At 49.4% G+C, this 17494-nt stretch carries 16 protein-coding genes and 3 pseudogenes; 9 read left to right on the top strand and 10 right to left on the bottom strand.

Going from position 1 to position 17494, the window contains the following annotated elements; all coding sequences use genetic code 11:
* Nucleotides 1–67: 67 nt before the first annotated feature.
* Nucleotides 68–1411 carry a serine/threonine-protein kinase gene (locus tag QVC96_RS04655; RefSeq protein WP_287690044.1) on the top strand — a complete coding sequence of 448 codons (1344 nt, stop codon included), beginning with the start codon at nucleotides 68–70 and terminating at the stop codon, nucleotides 1409–1411.
* Nucleotides 1412–1611: 200 nt separating this feature from the next.
* Here the strand turns inward: QVC96_RS04655 and QVC96_RS04650 are convergent, their stop codons facing one another.
* On the bottom strand, nucleotides 1612–1740 hold the full coding sequence (locus QVC96_RS04650; protein ID WP_287690043.1) for a hypothetical protein: 129 nt from the start codon (nucleotides 1738–1740) through the stop codon (nucleotides 1612–1614).
* Nucleotides 1741–2055: 315 nt separating this feature from the next.
* On the opposite strand from QVC96_RS04650, the gene QVC96_RS04645 reads away from it, so the two are divergent.
* Both QVC96_RS04645 and QVC96_RS04640 read left to right on the top strand, forming a co-directional pair.
* Complete coding sequence (locus tag QVC96_RS04645; RefSeq protein WP_287690042.1) at nucleotides 2056–2268, top strand: hypothetical protein; 213 nt, start codon at nucleotides 2056–2058, stop codon at nucleotides 2266–2268.
* Nucleotides 2247–2918: a transposase gene (locus tag QVC96_RS04640; RefSeq protein WP_287690041.1), complete on the top strand. Its 672-nt coding sequence runs from the start codon at nucleotides 2247–2249 to the stop codon at nucleotides 2916–2918. Before QVC96_RS04645 ends, QVC96_RS04640 begins: the two co-directional genes overlap by 22 nt.
* Nucleotides 2919–2966: 48 nt before the next feature.
* Here QVC96_RS04640 and QVC96_RS04635 read toward each other — a convergent pair.
* The 4 genes and pseudogenes from QVC96_RS04635 to QVC96_RS04620 form a co-directional block, all read right to left on the bottom strand.
* Nucleotides 2967–3250: pseudogene (locus QVC96_RS04635) on the bottom strand (hypothetical protein).
* Between the two features lie 82 nt (nucleotides 3251–3332).
* The gene (locus QVC96_RS04630) at nucleotides 3333–3572 is read right to left on the bottom strand and encodes a hypothetical protein (protein ID WP_287690039.1); all 240 of its coding nucleotides are present in this window, start codon (nucleotides 3570–3572) and stop codon (nucleotides 3333–3335) included.
* A gap of 117 nt (nucleotides 3573–3689) precedes the next feature.
* A complete protein-coding gene (locus QVC96_RS04625; RefSeq protein WP_287690038.1) occupies nucleotides 3690–3848 on the bottom strand; it encodes a hypothetical protein in 159 nt (52 codons plus the stop codon).
* Between the two features lie 184 nt (nucleotides 3849–4032).
* A complete protein-coding gene (locus QVC96_RS04620) occupies nucleotides 4033–5376 on the bottom strand; it encodes a hypothetical protein (RefSeq protein ID WP_287690037.1) in 1344 nt (447 codons plus the stop codon).
* Nucleotides 5377–5645: 269 nt separating this feature from the next.
* On the opposite strand from QVC96_RS04620, the gene QVC96_RS04615 reads away from it, so the two are divergent.
* The 3 genes and pseudogenes from QVC96_RS04615 to QVC96_RS04605 all read left to right on the top strand — a co-directional run.
* Nucleotides 5646–5780 (top strand): hypothetical protein, encoded by a 135-nt coding sequence (locus QVC96_RS04615; protein WP_287690036.1) that lies wholly within the window; start codon nucleotides 5646–5648, stop codon nucleotides 5778–5780.
* Nucleotides 5780–6955, top strand: a pseudogene (locus QVC96_RS04610) (transposase). Before QVC96_RS04615 ends, QVC96_RS04610 begins: the two are co-directional and overlap by 1 nt.
* A gap of 53 nt (nucleotides 6956–7008) precedes the next feature.
* Nucleotides 7009–7377 (top strand): annotated as a pseudogene (locus QVC96_RS04605) (ISNCY family transposase); the annotation flags it as partial.
* A 278-nt stretch (nucleotides 7378–7655) separates the two neighbouring features.
* Here the strand turns inward: QVC96_RS04605 and QVC96_RS04600 are convergent.
* Nucleotides 7656–8621, bottom strand: a complete 966-nt coding sequence (locus tag QVC96_RS04600; RefSeq protein WP_287690035.1) for a serine/threonine-protein kinase — start codon at nucleotides 8619–8621, stop codon at nucleotides 7656–7658.
* 232 nt (nucleotides 8622–8853) lie between these two features.
* Here QVC96_RS04600 and QVC96_RS04595 point away from each other — a divergent pair, with 232 nt between their 5' ends.
* On the top strand, nucleotides 8854–9027 hold the full coding sequence (locus QVC96_RS04595; RefSeq protein WP_287690034.1) for a hypothetical protein: 174 nt from the start codon (nucleotides 8854–8856) through the stop codon (nucleotides 9025–9027).
* Between the two features lie 429 nt (nucleotides 9028–9456).
* Here the strand turns inward: QVC96_RS04595 and QVC96_RS04590 are convergent, their stop codons facing one another.
* The 4 genes from QVC96_RS04590 to QVC96_RS04575 form a co-directional block, all read right to left on the bottom strand.
* On the bottom strand, nucleotides 9457–12015 hold the full coding sequence (locus QVC96_RS04590; RefSeq protein ID WP_287690033.1) for a tetratricopeptide repeat protein: 2559 nt from the start codon (nucleotides 12013–12015) through the stop codon (nucleotides 9457–9459).
* Between the two features lie 594 nt (nucleotides 12016–12609).
* Complete coding sequence (locus tag QVC96_RS04585; protein ID WP_287690032.1) at nucleotides 12610–13233, bottom strand: hypothetical protein; 624 nt, start codon at nucleotides 13231–13233, stop codon at nucleotides 12610–12612.
* Complete coding sequence (locus tag QVC96_RS04580) at nucleotides 13230–14342, bottom strand: ATP-binding protein (protein ID WP_287690031.1); 1113 nt, start codon at nucleotides 14340–14342, stop codon at nucleotides 13230–13232. Before QVC96_RS04580 ends, QVC96_RS04585 begins: the two co-directional genes overlap by 4 nt.
* Before the next feature lie 10 nt (nucleotides 14343–14352).
* On the bottom strand, nucleotides 14353–14946 hold the full coding sequence (locus tag QVC96_RS04575; RefSeq protein WP_287690030.1) for a hypothetical protein: 594 nt from the start codon (nucleotides 14944–14946) through the stop codon (nucleotides 14353–14355).
* 156 nt (nucleotides 14947–15102) lie between these two features.
* Between QVC96_RS04575 and QVC96_RS04570 the strand changes: the two genes are divergently transcribed.
* Together QVC96_RS04570 and QVC96_RS04565 are read left to right on the top strand one after the other, a co-directional pair.
* On the top strand, nucleotides 15103–15612 hold the full coding sequence (locus tag QVC96_RS04570) for a hypothetical protein (RefSeq protein ID WP_287690029.1): 510 nt from the start codon (nucleotides 15103–15105) through the stop codon (nucleotides 15610–15612).
* Nucleotides 15609–17432, top strand: coding sequence for a hypothetical protein (locus QVC96_RS04565; protein ID WP_287690028.1), 1824 nt, complete (start codon nucleotides 15609–15611; stop codon nucleotides 17430–17432). Before QVC96_RS04570 ends, QVC96_RS04565 begins: the two co-directional genes overlap by 4 nt.
* The last annotated feature ends 62 nt before the right edge of the window (nucleotides 17433–17494 follow it).

Raw genomic sequence — 17494 nt, 5'->3', positions numbered from 1 at the left:
TGCAATAATGAAGAACGAGAGTTTATTCCTATAAATATTTATTAACGTGTTCAGGACGTGAAAATTCATGGAAAGAAATAGGAACGAAGAAGGACAAAAAGTTACAATTTCAGAGGTAGTAACATTTCTGGTCGTTACTATATTCATAAGCTACGGGATCATTACTGATTCGATTGTCATTGTTCTGGCTTCAATTTTATTGGGAGCTGGGTTCGCGTCCTACGAAATAGTATCCTATGTTAACGCCAAGAGGAGTAGATCAACGTCTTCTTACGAAGGTCTTGGCTCAAGTACTCAAAAAAGGGAGGAATCTGCTCAGCAAATTTCAACCGCTCAGTCTAAGACTGTTAATATTCCTAACCAAGATATGAACCCTAGTCCTGAAAAGATTTCTGATCCTGTAAATCCCTCTTCCTTCCAGATAAACATACCTGGTTACAGGTTATTTGAGAAACTGGGTGAGGGTGGTTTCGCTACCGTATACAAGGCCCTGAGTATGAAGACCGGACAAGAGGTTGCCATAAAGATTTACAAGGTAGTGAGTAAGGATTTCGTCAAGGAAGTTGCCGTCTGGTTAAACCTGAATCATCCCAACATAGTCAAACTCCTGGACTACGACATATCTCCCTATCCCTACGTCGTAATGGAGCTAATGAAGAGAGGAACACTGGAGAAGAAACAGTTTGAGAAAACGATGGCGACTAGGATTATCCTCGATGTACTTGAAGCCCTTAAATACGCTCACTCTAAGGGTATAATTCACAGGGATATAAAACCATCTAACATAATTCTTGATGAGTCGAATCACGCCAAGTTGAGCGACTGGGGGATAGCTAAATTCGCCGAGAAAACCACCACTGCCAACGTTTACATGACCCTGCAATATGCCTCTCCGGAACAGCTCAGCGGTGGAACCGTGGACGAGAAGAGTGATATCTACCAGGTCTGTGAGGTGTTTTACGAAATTCTGGTGGGCATATCCGCATTCTCAGGGGACCTGATGACCGTCACCGGGAAAAAACTGTCAGAAAATTTTGTACCCCCCTCTGCACTTAACTCCTCATTGAGAGAGTTTGATCCTGTGTTCAAGAGATGTTTCTCACCCAGGAAGGAGGAGAGGTACTCAGAAGACGAGTTGATCAAGGTCCTTTCTCAGAGCAGGATCAATAATCTCACAACCACCCTTAAAACAACCTACAATCCCTACCTTTACGTTGAGCTGATTTACGAACTCGCCAAGAACGAGAATTATCAGGGAGCGTTATACTGGTTAAAGGAACTGAACAAAAGGGTGGAATGCGAGGACATTATTAGAATGATCGATGAAAAGATCAGATTCAATTTTCACACGCGGGAGGAAATTCTTCAGAGCCTCGAACTTCTCAGGAGTAGGGCTAGTCTGAAGAGATAAGGTGGGATTCTTAACGAACATCCTGTAATTTTTCAATAACTATGTTACCTAAACCTTTGGGATACACTACTAGGAAAAAATAATAAACAAAAGCACTATTTGTTTGATGTGTTGAGACCGTTATTTATCCTAGTTCCCTTGGCTATACTGACCATTATTGTCCTTCTTTTCTTCACTATTCTAGTAGCACTTTTCGGAACTTACCTCAGACTGAACAGTTTCTTGGTATCATCCACCTCAAGGTAAAGGGTTTTAAGCAGGCGGAAGAGCCTCACGACTCCCAGGCTCTCGCCAGGGAAATACCTCAAGGACAGGAGGAAGTTCAACATGATCAAGATGAGCTTGACATAACCTAGGTTCCTCCTCCACGTCCTGAACGAACCCTTATATAAGATATTAAGGCTGGGCGTAATATCCAGCTGGGGGAGGCAGAATGGTAGAGCACGGCCCTGTGTGGAAATCCACGAGTAGGAGTGTGACCCCTGCCTCCGCTCTACCCGGGACCACGGGTGAAGTTAGGACTGAACGGTGTGAGGCCCCTGGCCTTCACGGATATAAGGGTGAGCGTACCGTGGTCGGGGTGGACGTGGACAGGGAGGAGTTGAAGTGCTACCTCCAGGGAGTTCAGGACAGGAAACAACAGGGTGGGCTACTCGAGGGTGCCCACCGGGCGGGACGTCACAATCGTGCTCGAGGCTACCTCAACCTACTCGGTGAAGCCCGCAGCGTGGTTCTCCGCGAGGGGATGCCAGGTGAAGGTCGTGAGCCCCAACGTCCTGACCAGGGAGAAGGACCCCAGGAGGAAAAGCGATTATAACGATGCGGAGAAATTGGCATGGAGGGAGGTCCGTTCGTAACGAGCGACCTGAGGGAGCTGGTCTCCTACCTCGAGTTCGTTGACGACCTTCTCACCAGGTGCAGGAACAGGTTCCAGAGGACCCTGTTCCTGGTTGACGACGAGAGGGTGACCAGGGAAAAGATCAAGGAAATAGCCCGGGGAGAGTACGCCTTTGACCAGGAGTACGTGAAGCTTCCCTACGCTGAGGCAATTTACGAGCTCAGGGAGCTTGCGGCCCTCATCCTGGAGCTCCAGGAGAGGAGAGAGAGGCTCGTGAAGGAGATGGAGAAGTTCGTCCCGGACCACGCGATCTTCACCATCCCAGGAATAGGAGCGATCACGGGGGCGGTGATCCTGGCCAGGGTCGGGGACTTCTCCAGGTTTCCCTCAGCTGAGAGCTCCGTCTTCTGCGGTCTGGATCCCGTGGTGGAGAGGAGCGGATCTAGGACCACGTCCAGGGGAATATCCAAACGTGGTGATCGCTACCTCAGGAAGGCGCTCTACATTGCGCTGGCCATGATAGCCAACAGGAACAACCCCGTCACCAGGTTCTACGACGAGCACAGGGACAGGCTTCGCGGTAAGAAGATGGTGATTGCCTGCGCCAGGAAGCTCGCGAGGATAGTGTGGAGCGTGGGCTACCACAACAGGCCCTTCGAGGTCAGGTAGGGGACGTGACGTCCCGCTTTCGCGGGTAGTCAGGGCTATGCACGATTTTCAGGTCGAAAGGTTTATTACTGAACACTTCTCCAGGCCCAGAGCCTTCAACTCCCTTATTACCACCTCCACGTCCCACCTGTTCTCCCACGCGGTATCTCCTTAGGGGACATGGAGGGGTCGGTGGAGGAGAGGTACCTCCTGGCGTAACCCTTATAGTTATCTACCACGACTAGCATTATGTGTACTCCTAGGTACGTGACGTGGTATTCTCCCTCGGGGAGGAGTCCAACAGGCACGGAATTGCCTCCCTCAGCCACCCGTGCGCTGCACTTGAGGGACATCACATCGGATAGGAGAGTCCTCCCTTTTACCAGGAGTCGAAGGTTATGACCCGGACATTGAGCTCCTCAACCTGTCCAGGACCTAGAGGGTCATGTCCACCTTCGTGGGGAAATTCAGGTCCCGTCCCACGGCCTTAGTCAGCTGGGCCACCTTCCTGGCCACATACGCGTCAATGTGGACCGGGTACACCTCACCCGTGACTAAGTCCCTCACTGTGACCGCGAGGTGCTGGATCGCGGAGATGAAGGCCCCCTTCGCCCTGGAGTAGAACATGGCTAGGTTCTGACGCGGGCATGGCCCTGGCGTGGGCCTTCTCGTCAAAGGTATCGTCCACAACCTGCACGGGTTAACCAACCAGGAGCTTCACGATTGGGAGGAGGTCAACCTCAGCTCGTCAAGCTTGCCCCGCTCTCGTAGTCGAAACCCACGGCCTCAGCCCTACCTGCCAGACTTCCCCTCCAAGATCACAGCCAGAAGCAGCTTCCTCACAACGCCAATCCTGAACTTCCTGAGTGCCTCCCTCAGCGCGCTCAGGTAATCCCTCCTCCACCTTAGTGCCTCCTTTTTCTCAATCACTTTCCCCTTCTCATTATTCAAAACGCGTATTACCCTGGTAAAAAACTTTTCAAGGGCCAAGGCATTAACGTCAAGTTCAGGGAAGTGCTAATCATGTTCACTTGATCGTTAAAATCCTCTTTAACGAGAAAATGAGGGATCATTCGTTTAACCGGATCAACCTGCAGGACCCTTGATTGACATGGAAGCCAGATCAGAGGCATCCCTACCTGCGCCGTACTACTATAATGATCAGGTTTATGGCTATGATCGCTGAATTGACTAATACCAGGATGACATAGTTTGAGCTCACCGTCCCATGAGAACCTGATACAACACCGCTTCCGGTGGAGGAAATTCCGTTTGTTTGATTAGATAAAGTAGTAGTTATTACAACTGATGAACTCACCGACGGCATTATTCCATTGGGAGGCAAAGCACTGATGAAAACTGAGTATAGATTCAGATTTTCACCATCATCTTGCTGAGCTATTACAAGCGGTAGTTGGAAAGTGCCCGGAACCCCATTGTAACTAAAAATGAGAGTATTATTTAAGTAAAAGTAGCTATGCTGTGATGAGAATCCAAAGGAATATGTGGTTGGCTCATTTTTATACGTTACGTTTCCTACTTCATTGTAACCTACATGGAGATACATTATCCCGGGTTCCCCGAAATCACAGTAACTGAACGCCATGCCGTCACTATTCAGGCCCGTTAATAGCCCACCACCCGGACCTATGGCATAAGTGTTGGCGTTGTTCGCTTCTCCCGCACCTAGTATCATTATCGCAAATCCAGTTCCATTAGTTACGGGTACCTGTGCCAGCATGTTTACCATTTGATTTTCTAAATTAAGCGAATTTAATGAGATGAGACCACTATTCCTAAAGGTATACGAGGTTATTGGTTCAATACCTGTATAATATCTGGAGAAGGTAATAGTAGACAGACTGGAATTATAAATAGGACCCCAGCCTGGAGGAACGGCATTTAAATTAGCAAAACTTTGATAATAATTAAACACATTCCCCCCGTTGTCGTAACCGGGTGAGAGAGCCAAGTCCTCTGCGGCGAGGGGAGATACACCGGTGAATGGGAAATTATTCTGAGTAGTGATCTCAGCCGAAATGGTAACGCTGCCACCGGCGGGGATGCCATTGGGTAGCTTAACCCACCATATCATGGTCGTTGAATTAAAGGATTCTAACCACGCGTATAAGTTCCCGACCCCTTGCTCGTAGAACAGAACGTTAAGGGGATCAGAGAGGATTGAATTAAATACCTGAGAGCCAATTTCACTTTGCGTCAGAACAATGACCTGTTGGAAAGGTGAGGGGGTTGAGATAGGTTGGTAATTAGTCACCTGTAGTTGTATAATGTAATCCGATGATGGGTCTGGAATTTGAACCTCCGCATTTGACTGGATGTTACGAGATAGATCGAGTGCGGAATGTAGAGCCATTTCCTCACCTGAAACAGTAGTGAGGGAGATGTGGGAAAGCGAAAGTATAACAATCATTAATTGGGCAATCAAGATAATTCCTGTTAGTCTAATCAACTGGCACATGAAAACCAAGAACAGTTTATTCAATGGCTAAAATAGTTGCTGTTTCGTTATATTCTATTCATAATCCAATTTATAGTAGAATATGATAATAGTGTATCCAATTTATAGTAGAATATGATAATAGTGTCGCCATATCGGCATATTTTTAAGGTGCAAGAATTTCAGAATGAACTCACAACGCCATGAGACAGATAGGTTATATGCGAGATTGACGTGACCTCCCTCACACCTTAAAAACTTTATAGCCAAGTAACGTAGAATTTTGACTAATGTACACCTGCATAGATCCCCTGAAGGTCTCGGAGGAGCTCGGTAGGCAAGTGAAGAGACTGGCGAGGATGCAGGATGTGAGGAGCGACACGGGGGCTACCCTGGTTAGTTGTGGAGTACGAGGTGAAAAATAATGGCAAAAGATAAAAATATCCCCGGAAGGGGTAATACCATGAGTCCGGAAGCAGAAAGAGTAAAGGCCAGGGCAAAGGCAGTGCTGGAGGAGGCAGTTAAGAAGGGCGTGTCCCTCACCGAGATAGAGGAGCTTGTGCTCCAGGCAGCAATGGAGGCGGAGAGGGACGCGTACCTGGAGGAGCACGACGACGTGAAGAACGGGACGTACTTCAGTGCTGAGGACCAGGGACGACGAGCTTAGGAGGGTTCCGAGGACGAGGAGGAAGGGCTTCAGGCCAAGGATTTTGCCTGAAAAGGGAGAGAGGACAAGCGAGGACTACGGTGCCTGGAGGCGCTGGTCCTGGAGGGGTTGTCCCCAGGCCAGGTCAAGGCAGTCCTGAGGAGCAGGGAGATAGAGTACAGCCCGGAGGTGATGGACAGGGTGGTTAAGGAAATAGCGAGAAGGTTGATGGAGTTCAAATCTGCTCCTCTCCCCCACGACCTGTTCAGCTTATGCGGACGTGAAGTTCATCAAGGTCAGGGAGAACGAGGTGGTGAAGGAGAAAGCAGTATACGTAAATTGGCGTCGACCTGGACGGAAACAAGTCCGTCCTGGACTACGAGATAAGGGAGAACGATCTAGACGGATGGAGGCACTTCCTCAACGATCTCCAGGGGAGTAAGCAGGGTTGACGTCATGGTCACGAACTTCCCGGGACTGGACAGGCTGATCTCCACGCTCTTCCCCTCCTCCCAGCACCCTGTTTGGTTCATCTGGCCAGACCTGCAGGGCGCTTCCGGACGGCGAGAAGGAGAAGGTCTCCTCCCATCTCCCTCAAGTCGGCCAGGGTTGAGGAGGGAAAGGCCATCCTCGAGTCCCTCAGGTCGTGGAGCCCTACTCACCCAGGCGAGCCGACTCCTTGAGGCCTCCGACCTCTACACCTTCCTGAACTTCCCGAGGGAGGTGAGGCATTACATCTACACAAACAACAGTTCCGAGAGCTTCAACTCCTTGACGGGATACATGACCTCGGAGGTTACTTCCCGTCCCTCCTTTACCTGGAGACCTATTCGTGGCGATCCATGGAAACAACGCGAGGTGGAAGTCGCGTCCCATGTCATCAGGCACCACTCCTACCACCTTCGTCAGCTCCACGCTGCTCGCTTCCAGGTGACGGACCATGAAAGCTTATAACGCGGGTTCTTTATATTTTCCTACGCAACAATATGGGGTAGCCCCAGGGAGAACACCACGTCACGTACCTTGGAGTCCCCTTGAAATTAGTTGTACTGGAGGACTATAAGGGTTACGGCAGGAGATACCTCTTCTCCACCGATCCCTCCATGTCCCCTGAGGAGATACTCACCGCGTGGGAGAACAGGTGGGACGTGGAGGTGGTTATAAGGGAGTTGAAGGCTCTGGGCCTGGAGAAGGGGTCTTTCAAGACGTGGAGGAGGAACCTGGGTTACGTCAAGCTTATCTCCATCACGTTGAACTTCCTCCTGTCCTTGAGGTACGTCCTTGGGGAGAGCCTGGGAGTCGTACGGCTCTCCCGCCTAGTTAAAACTCTTTACCTCGAGGTTGGTGATGTCAAGAAACTGTTCAGTCTAAGGTAAGTTCCGAAAAGTGCTACTAGTAGTGCATCCCAAAGTAGTACTTTCCTGAAAATCCCTTCAAGCTCATTTTATCTAAAAGTCTTTCAGTTCTGTCCCAATAGTCTCACAATTATATTTTCCTTTTAAGGTCAGTGGCGTTGTTGATTCATGAACGATTTTCATTTCGGCACGAACTTTCATGAAGAATATCTCATCGCGTTAAAATCCGTGAAACACTACCAAAGGTTTAGGTAACATAGTTATTGAAAAATTACAGGATGTTCGTTAAGAATCCCACCTTATCTCTTCAGACTAGCCCTACTCCTGAGAAGTTCGAGGCTCTGAAGAATTTCCTCCCGCGTGTGAAAATTGAATCTGATCTTTTCATCGATCATTCTAATAATGTCCTCGCATTCCACCCTTTTGTTCAGTTCCTTTAACCAGTATAACGCTCCCTGATAATTCTCGTTCTTGGCGAGTTCGTAAATCAGCTCAACGTAAAGGTAGGGATTGTAGGTTGTTTTAAGGGTGGTTGTGAGATTATTGATCCTGCTCTGAGAAAGGACCTTGATCAACTCGTCTTCTGAGTACCTCTCCTCCTTCCTGGGTGAGAAACATCTCTTGAACACAGGATCAAACTCTCTCAATGAGGAGTTAAGTGCAGAGGGGGGTACAAAATTTTCTGACAGTTTTTTCCCGGTGACGGTCATCAGGTCCCCTGAGAATGCGGATATGCCCACCAGAATTTCGTAAAACACCTCACAGACCTGGTAGATATCACTCTTCTCGTCCACGGTTCCACCGCTGAGCTGTTCCGGAGAGGCATATTGCAGGGTCATGTAAACGTTGGCAGTGGTGGTTTTCTCGGCGAATTTAGCTATCCCCCAGTCGCTCAACTTGGCGTGATTCGACTCATCAAGAATTATGTTAGATGGTTTTATATCCCTGTGAATTATACCCTTAGAGTGAGCGTATTTAAGGGCTTCAAGTACATCGAGGATAATCCTAGTCGCCATCGTTTTCTCAAACTGTTTCTTCTCCAGTGTTCCTCTCTTCATTAGCTCCATTACGACGTAGGGATAGGGAGATATGTCGTAGTCCAGGAGTTTGACTATGTTGGGATGATTCAGGTTTAACCAGACGGCAACTTCCTTGACGAAATCCTTACTCACTACCTTGTAAATCTTTATGGCAACCTCTTGTCCGGTCTTCATACTCAGGGCCTTGTATACGGTAGCGAAACCACCCTCACCCAGTTTCTCCAAGATTGTATAATTTGGAATTGACTTGGGGTCTGGACCTGAAGGTTGTGTGGTCTGGCCTAAAGAGCCGGACTTAGATGATGAACTTTGAGGGGGTTGGGGAGGGAGTTGCTTGGTTTGAGAAGGTTGGGGTTGGGGAGGGAGTTGCTTGGTTTGAGCAAGATTGTATAATTTGGAATTGACTTGGGGTCTGGACCTGAAGGTTGTGTGGTCTGGCCTAAAGAGCCGGACTTAGATGATGAACTTTGAGGGGGTTGGGGAGGGAGTTGCTTGGTTTGAGAAGGTTGGGGTTGGGGAGGGAGTTGCTTGGTTTGAGAAGGTTGGGGTTGGGGAGGGAGTTGCTTGGTTTGAGAAGGTTGGGGTTGGGGAGGGAGTTGCTTGGTTTGAGAAGGTTGGGAAGAAACCTTAACTCGGTTTTCTCTCACTGACGAGTAAATCAAACTGCCAAGAGTTAAAATTCCTACTATAATGGAAACCACTAGCGTCATAACACTATCTTCATACAGGCCATAGATATTTAACATTATACCAATAACAAAGAATATAATATTAAGAGCGAACAAAATGTAACCTGCATAACTCAATAGGCCTCTTCCATTCCCGTAGGTTGACATATCAATTCTAAAACTCACAACCTTTATTAAGCTTATCTAAGTTTAGAAATAATAGCTTAAAAGGTCTTAAATAACATAGATTGGCATCTCTTCTTCACACGCGATGTTAAGACTTTGGTTCACATGTTCACTTGACTGAGATCCGGTTCATGTAAAGTTAGGGCTCCCTATTTTTATCGTGAACTATGTAGATCCACTCTTAACAGTAAGGTATCTTTCCCTGTTTAAAGTTTTGATTCGACCCTTTCCCTCAGGAGGTCCAAACTCCTTATTATTTCCTCCTTGGTGTGAATGTTAAAACGTATCTTCTCCTGCATCATCGTGATAACATCTTCACAGTTAACTTTCTCGTTCAATCTTTTCAACCACTCTATCGATTTATCATACTCCTCCAATTTCGCGCTGTAAAGTGCAAGCTGGAAGAAGAGATAGGGAGTGTACGCTTTTGAACTACTCTTGGAAAGGGTGGTATTCAGCGTTCTTATCCTGTCACGAACTAGGATCTTCAGCAATTCATCATCGGTATATCTCTCCTCCTTCCTAGGTGAGAGACACTTCCTGAAAAGGGGATCAAACTCACCTAGGGAAGGATCGAGCGAAGAGGGAAGGGGAAAGTCTCCCGTCCTCTTCTTCATAGCCACCTCAGATAGATCACCCTCGAAGGGTGGTCTCCCGGTGAGTATCTCGTAAAATACCTCGCAGACCTGGTAGATATCACTCTTCTCGTCTACCGTGACTGAGACATCGCCCATGAGCCTGCTCAGTTGTTCTGGGGAAGCGTAGAGTAAGGTTACGGAAAGGTCCCTAGATGTAGTCGATTTGTCCATGATTCTGGCTATACCCCAGTCGGTTATCTTCGCCCTTTTATAGCCATCAAGAAGTATATTTGAGGGCTTGATGTCCCTGTGAACTATTCCCTTAGAGTGGGCGTACTTGAGGCCTTCCAGCACATCTATCATTATCTTCACTGCTTCATCCCTTCCAAACCTCTTGTCAGAAAGAGTCCCTCCCTTCATCAGTTCCATGACCACATGGGGAAGAGGCGTTACATCATAATCTAAGAGTTTCACTATATTAGGGTGATTTAAAATCTCCCACACGGCCACTTCCTTCACGAAATCCTTAATTGAGGCCTTATACACCTTCACGGCAACCTCATTCCCTTCCCTGTCCCTTGCCCTGTACACGGTGGCGAAACCGCCCTCCCCAAGCTTCTCGAGGATAGTGTAATTTGAGAGGTCCGAGCCTGGGGGGTTGGCTTGGGGTAGGGTTGGATTACCTCCCATCCTCTCCCTCACCTCCTCCACGCGGTCCCTCTCCTCAGGGGGCAAAACTGAGGGATCGTAGGGCTTCTCCGCAACCTCCACCTCGGTGTAGCCCCTCCTGTAGAGGAGGAGCTCTGGCTCGGCCTCCTCCACGCGGAGGGGCAGGTCGAGGGGAGTCCCCTCCAGCCTCACGGGTATCACGATCACGTCTCCCCTGGCCAGGGGTAACCTGTCCCTCAGGTTGCGAAGCTCCTGGCGCAAGGCCTTGATTGCCTGGGGAGGGAGCGAAAGGGGAGGGGAGAACTTCACCTTAACCCCATCCTCCAACCTCGCAGGTCTCACCCTCGCCCTCCTGGAGTTGAGGGAAAGGTAGGTGGACCTGTCCACCAGGATCTCGTCCTCCACGTTGTCCGGCCTCACCGCGACCACGGTTCTCCTCTCCCCGACCAGCTCCGCCACCCCCTCCATCCCCAGACTCCTGGGCACCCTGCACGTCTTGATCCCGTCGGCCGAATCGTCCAGAATGACCTTGAAGGGTATCAGGTCCTTGATTAGCTGGCGGGCCCAGTCGCAATCGCCCTTCAACTCTGGCCCCGCGCCAGCCAGCCCGGGGTCAGCTCCCCTGTCCAGGAGGAGCTTCCCTATCCCCTGGTTACAGGACAGGATGGCGTAATACAGCGGGGTATGCCCCTCATTGTTCACCGCGTTAACGTCAGCCCCCGCGTCCAGGAGGAGCCTCACCATCTCCTCCATGCCGTTCCTCACGGCAAGGTGAAGCATGGTGTTTCCCATCCCATCCCTCTTCCCCACCATCTCCCCCAGCTGTTTAACAATCCTACCCCTGTCGAAACCCAGGGAGATGGCCTGCTCGTACTCCTTGAGGGCCTCCTCGTACCTTCCCAGGTTATATAACGCATTTCCCTTGTTATAGTGATAATCGGGATCCTTTGGGTTCAGCGATATGGCCTGGTCGTACTCCTTGAGGGCCTCCTCGTGCCTTCCCAGGCCAGCTAACGCAAGTCCTTTACCGTTATGATAAACGGGATTCTTTGGGTTAAGCGATATGGCCTGGTCGTACTCCCTGAGGGCCTCTTCGTGCCTTCCCAGTTTTCTTAACGCATTTCCCTTGTTATAGTGATAATCGGGATCCTTTGGGTCAAGCGATATGGCCTTATCGTACTCCCTGAGGGCCTCCTCGTACCTTCCCAGGTTATATAACGCATTTCCCTTACCGTTATGATAATCGGGGTGCTTTGGGTTAAGCGATATGGCCTGGTCGTACTCCCTGAGGGCCTCCTCGTACCTTCCCAGTTCAGCTAACGCAAATCCTTTACCGTAATGATAAACGGGGTGCTTTGGGTTAAGCGATATGGCCTGGTCGTACTCCCTGAGGGCCTCCTCCCACAGTGACTCAGCGTCTCCCCACAATAACTCCCTGAACGCCTCCTCGTACCTTCTCTCTTCGGGGAGCTTTTGAGCTTTCTTGAAATGTGACTCAGCGTCTCCCCACAATCTCATTAACACCTTATACTCCCTATAACATTGCAAAATATTTAAGTTTTCCTCGGTCAGGTGGATCGCCCTTCCACGGCTCAGTTTAGTCAGCTCGCCGAGATGGGGAGGCACTGGTTTGGAGTTGGTTACCGGCGCAGGACCCGCTCTAGTCCGTTGCGCATTTCGTGAAGGGCTCCAGGATTAGTTGCGTTCCACTTGGTTCCAGCCTTAAGGGTTCCTTGAGGAGATGGTTTCTCCTCTCTGGGTAGCCCAAACCTAGGGTCCTCGCTCTTGAAAAGTTTTTACCTGGGTAATACGCTAGTAGTTTTGATTTTTTATCCTCTGGCGTGGGCATCATTCAGAGAGAACTGGGTAAAAACTCGCACAGGGTACTAACGTAAAACATAATTATGTTATATCATAAGGGTTCCACAGGATTAAAATAGCCACTTAATTCAACTCATTTGTCTATATTTTCTACCCAAATACATTAAATTATATGCGCTCAGCGTTCTCCCGGACTCTTACCCCATTCTAGGTTGTGGGATTATCCATATTTATATTGACGAGATGTGAAAAATGCAAAGAACCAAGCTTGCTACCATCTAACCACGTAATCTATTTACCAGCTTGGGCTATTATGTCGGTCTCCACGTTCATCCTAGACAGGAACTCCCTGAGCTCAGCGTGCTTCAACATGGACATTTCAATCTTCTGATTCTCCCTCTCCACCTTTTTCCTTATATCGTCCAGCTTATCCCATATACCTTTCTCCTTGAGGTACCTCTTGTGCTTTATGAGCGTTTCTAGGCTTCTCACGAACGCGATCCTGTCCAGGTTCTCCTCGTACTCAGCCTCCAGTACCTTTATTTCATTCTCCACAGCCTGAAGGTCCTTTTCATGTTTGATCTTATCCAGTCCCTCACTACCTGAGATCCTCTCCTTCAGAACCTTCCTTCTCTCGTACAGCACCCTCAGCTTCCTCTCCTTCTCCTCGTTCTCCAGGATCAGCCTGTTCTCCTCCCTGTCAAGGTATTCCTCCTTGATTGAGTCCAGTGACCTGTGCCTGTACCAGTGCACAAACAGCGTGGCGAAGAGTGAAAAGAAGGTCAGCGAAGTCACTGCCATTGGCAAAAGTGGAAGATTGACCACCGAAATCACCGCTGAAATGATATCGGTTGGAATACCCAGTCTCTCGTGAATCATTTCTATCAATTCATCTGGAATGAACTTATCGGTCATGATGAACCATACCTCTCATACCATTCCTGATACTTCTTGAGTATTTCCCCTGACACGGACGGCCGGGTGTCCTGTATTGCCCTGTACAGCTCGTCCCTTTTGATCTTACCTATCCTTATCTCCTTTACCTCATCCCTCATATCAGGGTTCAATCTCTTTATCATGAACATGACTGCCTTCCTGCAGATGTGAGATATTTCCCTTCCCGTGTACCCCTCCGTCCTTCTGGCCAGATCGTCGTAATCGCCCTCTATTTCAAATCCCTTCTTCTCCAGCTCTAGCCTGAATATCCCTTTCCTGGCCTCAAGATCGGGTGGAGGGACGTATATCCTGTAATCAAACCTGTTCACCACAGCCTCGTCCAGCGCCCATGGCCTGTTGGTCCCGGCCATGATTATGACAAGGCTTGAGGATTTCCTGAAGCCGTCCATCTCCACTAGCAACTTCTGCAGGAGCCCCGTCCCCACGTTCTGTCCCTCCTCCCTGCTCACCGTGATTGAATCGATCTCGTCAAAGAAAATGAGGGAGGGTGCCCTCTCCCTTGCCAGGGAGAAGAGGGCGTCCACTGTCTTGGGTGAGTCGCCCACATACTTGGAGAGAATCTTGGAGACGTCGGCGTTGAAGAAGGTTGCACTCACCGAGTTTGACGCGACTGAGGCCAGAAGGGTTTTACCCGTTCCGGGCGGACCGAAGAGAAGAACCGATCTAGGGGGATCCAGCTTCACCGGCTTGTCCGGTTTAGCCCTGGCCATGAACACGGCCCTCCTCAGTACCTCCTTCACGTCCTCGAGCCCCACAACGTCGTCCCAGGAGAGATCCGTTCTCTCAATCATGGATTCCGCTATGACCCTGTAATCGGTCTCGTCACCTTGACTGCCCTCCTTTAACACTTTCCTGGGTGAAAGGGACTTCTCCCTGTACTCCCGAGCCTTCCTCATGTAGAGATCTCTGGTACTGGGAGACTTTGCCACACTGGAGGCCTTCTCGTAAAGCATTGCTATCTTCTCAAAGGTCTTCCTGGCGTTTTCCTGATCCCCGGAACGCAGGTAACTCTCCGCCTGCGATTCTAGGGTTTTAATCTGATCTAAATATAAAAAATCAAGCGACATATAAAACACTTTATGAATTTTCCTTCTCCTTACCTGATAGCACTTCCTTGCTTGCTTCCTCTGTCTTTTTCTCGCCCTTCTCCACTGCGTTCATGGCCTCCAGGATTTCCTTTTCATCCTGGGAGAGATCCTCCTTTATTTCGTCGGGCGACTGAGCGTTGTATATATCCCTGAGTTTGCCCAGAATTTCCTCATCGGAGACCCTCTCATTGGATAGCCAGCGCTCCAGCGTCTCACCGTCCACCTTATCTATGAGTTTTTTCCACACCTGTGAGGTGTAGGTCTTCTCAGCCTTCTCCTTGAGTCTCTCAATCTTGTACAGGACCCCCAGCCTCAGGTTCAGTTCCCTTAGTTCAGAGTCCAGGTCCGCCATCCTGTCCTTAATGTTCTTTATCTTGGTGGCGTTCAATCTCTTTGTGGATTCACTCTTTCCAATGGAGTCCTGGAATAGCCTGGACGCCTCCTTCTCAAGTTCGTTTCTCTCAGCCTCCAGCTTCTTCTGCTGAAGCTCAAGGTAGGTCCTTTCCCTCTTAATATCCTCCAGTTTAACGTCCTTTAATGCGTTCTTTAAGCCTCCCTTTTTAAAGGAATCGAATATACCCATGATCCCTGATTTTTCTTAGAACAGGAGTATTTATACTTTTCTCCGTTTTGGAAGTTTGTTGAAAAGCAGTAGAGTATTTAAATGAGAAGAGGAATCCAGAGAAAACCAGGAACCTCCAAAACGGAAAAATAAATAAGTGGGGGAAAACAGATGTAGATGATGTTCATTGTTCAGGTGGACTACAGGAACGAGAACGAAAGGAAGAGACTGGACTACATAGTTGGAAAGTGGAACAACGTGATAAGGAAACCAGACGGATACATCCTGGAGATAGAGGACGAAGAAGCGTTCAGCGAAATACTTGAGGAGATACTATCCAAGTTTCCACCAGAGCTGGTCAGGGCGTTCAGGGCAGAGGAGTTAAAGCTGGGACCTGAGAGGGTGCAGGAGACCAGGGTTTACAAGCTAAATAAGGGGATCCAGGAGACCAGGACCTTCCTGAACTTTCTGGTGGCGAAGAACAGGGGGATCTATCTGGGGAAAGCTGGGGATGCTGAAATTTTCGACCTGTATACGAGGAAGGGGATGGTGAGAGCCTACATCACCTTGAGGCAGGAACAGGGATTCACTTACGTGACCCTTCAGTACGTTGGGACTGAGGAGGCCATAAATAAAATAATGGATGACATAGAGAAGGAAATCAGGATATTCGGTGAGGTTCCATGAGCACGTGCGAGGAAATGTTTTCTGATGTAATGCAATACTCAAGGAAGGACATCCTGGAGATTGAGGGACAGCCCCCTGAGGAGAGGATCGGGAGATATAACCAGATAAAACAGAACCGGGGAGTGTACGAGAGGGAGTGTACGAGGAACCTATCCTTCAATGATAGGGCGATCAGGCTGGGGTACTTTGATTTGGCCCTCATAAGGATAGCCTCCACCATGAGGAACCAAGGGGTAATCAGGGACTTCACAGACGACGAGTACTCGGCTTTCTCCAAGCTTGACCAGTTCCTTAACCTGGACTACGTCACGCCAGAGGAGATAGCCACAGCCCTCTTCAACAAGAGGGGAAAGATATACGACGTTGTCAAGAAGTGGTACGACGAGGAGATGTACGAGTTCGAGAAGCTCATTGACCCTGAGGGGAAGAAGGTGAGGCAGACCCTGGCCTCAGCGCTCAGGCATGAATACCTCCTCCGTTTCGAGAGGATAAAGAAGGGAATTGTGGGGTATTTCGATAAGGACCCTGGTGCCCCCAGGGAACTTTTCAGCGAATACGAGGAGGTGATCAGGAAACAGTACGAGGCGGAGATTGAGAGGATGAGGATTGAGGAGAACGCAAGGAAGGTGGCCGAGGAAAGGGCCCGGGAACTGGAGATGGAACTGGAGGCGGTGAGAGCGGAGAGGGAGAACCTAACCAGGTTCCTGGACTCCTTCGGCGTTAAGGGAGAGAGCCTTCAGGGGAAGATATCGTCATTGATAACGTCGCTTCAGGGAAGCTTGACCCAGCTACAGAACGAGAAGAGGAAACTGGAGCAGGAGAAGGCGAACCTGCTTACCATGCTCAATCAGGTGAAGAGCCAGGTTAAGGTGGCAATTGAGGCGGAGGTGAAAAGATATGAGGACACCAACAGGGAACTTGAGAAAAAGATAGGCCAGTTGCGGGACGCAATCACCAGGCTGGAATGGGAGAAGCTCCAGCTGTCAGAGAGGATAGAGCAGATCAAGAACGCTTCCTCTTCCGCCATGTCGGTTAAGTTCGACGAGGCCAGAATACTGGAGATCAACTTCCTTGGAAGGTTTCAGACCAAGATGAACGCAACGCCAAGGAAGTTCCTTGACCCGATAAGGGGAGAGGAATTCGAGATAAAGAACGTGAAGGATTACGCGGTGTTCAAGTCTGAGGAGAACCCTCCTGTCAGTAGCCAGGACTACTCCAGGTTTCCCAGGAACACTGAGATAACTTACGTGGTGAGAAAGGGAAGACTGCTGAGGGACGACCTTGAGGTGGTGGTGAAGGCCAAGTTCCTGTGCCATATGGACAGCTTCGCCAGTACACTGTACGACAACAGGACCGTGGGGCTCTCTGACGTTCTCCCCTACCTGGACAAGACCATAGAGGTTGCAAGGAAGGGGCAGGCCCTCTACGTAATAGGGATAGCATCTCCCACGGGGTTTTCGGAGGACCTGAAGAAGTACGTGGCCTCGGACGATTTCTACAGAAACTTCACGAGCTACTATGTAACCCTCTGCCTGGTGGATCTGATGAGTGGCGAGGTCATCTACAACAGGCTGGATGAGAGGTTGAAGGAGTATAAGGAGCTGTTCGAGCCCGAGCTAGAGGTTGAGAAAATGGAGAGGTTCAAGAAAGTGATCAAGGAGGAGCTTATGTTGAGCGGGTACGTAACCCTGACCAAGGCAATTGAAAAGACGGGTGGGAGCTCTCTGATGATGAAGAAAGTGTTCATCCAGCTTCAGAAGGAAGGGGTTGGAAGAATTTATGAGGAGAAGGGGGAAATCCTTCTGAAGCTCAAGACGTGAGACCTGATGGGAGACTGCATCATGAATTGTGAGCAGGAACCCCATGTGCCTTACCTCAAAGG

Origin of the sequence: Metallosphaera javensis (ex Sakai et al. 2022), from assembly GCA_021654415.1 — an archaeon.
Taxonomy (GTDB): Archaea; Thermoproteota; Thermoprotei_A; order Sulfolobales; family Sulfolobaceae; genus Metallosphaera; species Metallosphaera javensis.
The sequence above is the reverse complement of the archived record's forward strand: the minus strand, read 5'-3'. Positions and strand labels throughout refer to the sequence as shown.

Bases quoted from the DNA above. Each gene is read 5' to 3' on its own strand.
- QVC96_RS04565 (WP_287690028.1), top strand. From the start codon at position 15,609: ATGAGCACGTGCGAGGAAATGTTTTCTGATGTAATGCAATACTCAAGG.
- QVC96_RS04640 (WP_287690041.1), top strand. From the start codon at position 2,247: ATGGAGGGAGGTCCGTTCGTAACGAGCGACCTGAGGGAGCTGGTCTCC.
- QVC96_RS04615 (WP_287690036.1), top strand. From the start codon at position 5,646: ATGTACACCTGCATAGATCCCCTGAAGGTCTCGGAGGAGCTCGGTAGG.
- QVC96_RS04620 (WP_287690037.1), bottom strand. From the start codon at position 5,376: ATGTGCCAGTTGATTAGACTAACAGGAATTATCTTGATTGCCCAATTA.
- QVC96_RS04650 (WP_287690043.1), bottom strand. From the start codon at position 1,740: ATGTTGAACTTCCTCCTGTCCTTGAGGTATTTCCCTGGCGAGAGCCTG.
- QVC96_RS04655 (WP_287690044.1), top strand. From the start codon at position 68: ATGGAAAGAAATAGGAACGAAGAAGGACAAAAAGTTACAATTTCAGAG.
- QVC96_RS04570 (WP_287690029.1), top strand. From the start codon at position 15,103: ATGATGTTCATTGTTCAGGTGGACTACAGGAACGAGAACGAAAGGAAG.
- QVC96_RS04575 (WP_287690030.1), bottom strand. From the start codon at position 14,946: ATGGGTATATTCGATTCCTTTAAAAAGGGAGGCTTAAAGAACGCATTA.
- QVC96_RS04595 (WP_287690034.1), top strand. From the start codon at position 8,854: ATGATGAACTTTGAGGGGGTTGGGGAGGGAGTTGCTTGGTTTGAGAAG.
- QVC96_RS04590 (WP_287690033.1), bottom strand. From the start codon at position 12,015: ATGAGATTGTGGGGAGACGCTGAGTCACATTTCAAGAAAGCTCAAAAG.
- QVC96_RS04585 (WP_287690032.1), bottom strand. From the start codon at position 13,233: ATGACCGATAAGTTCATTCCAGATGAATTGATAGAAATGATTCACGAG.
- QVC96_RS04580 (WP_287690031.1), bottom strand. From the start codon at position 14,342: ATGTCGCTTGATTTTTTATATTTAGATCAGATTAAAACCCTAGAATCG.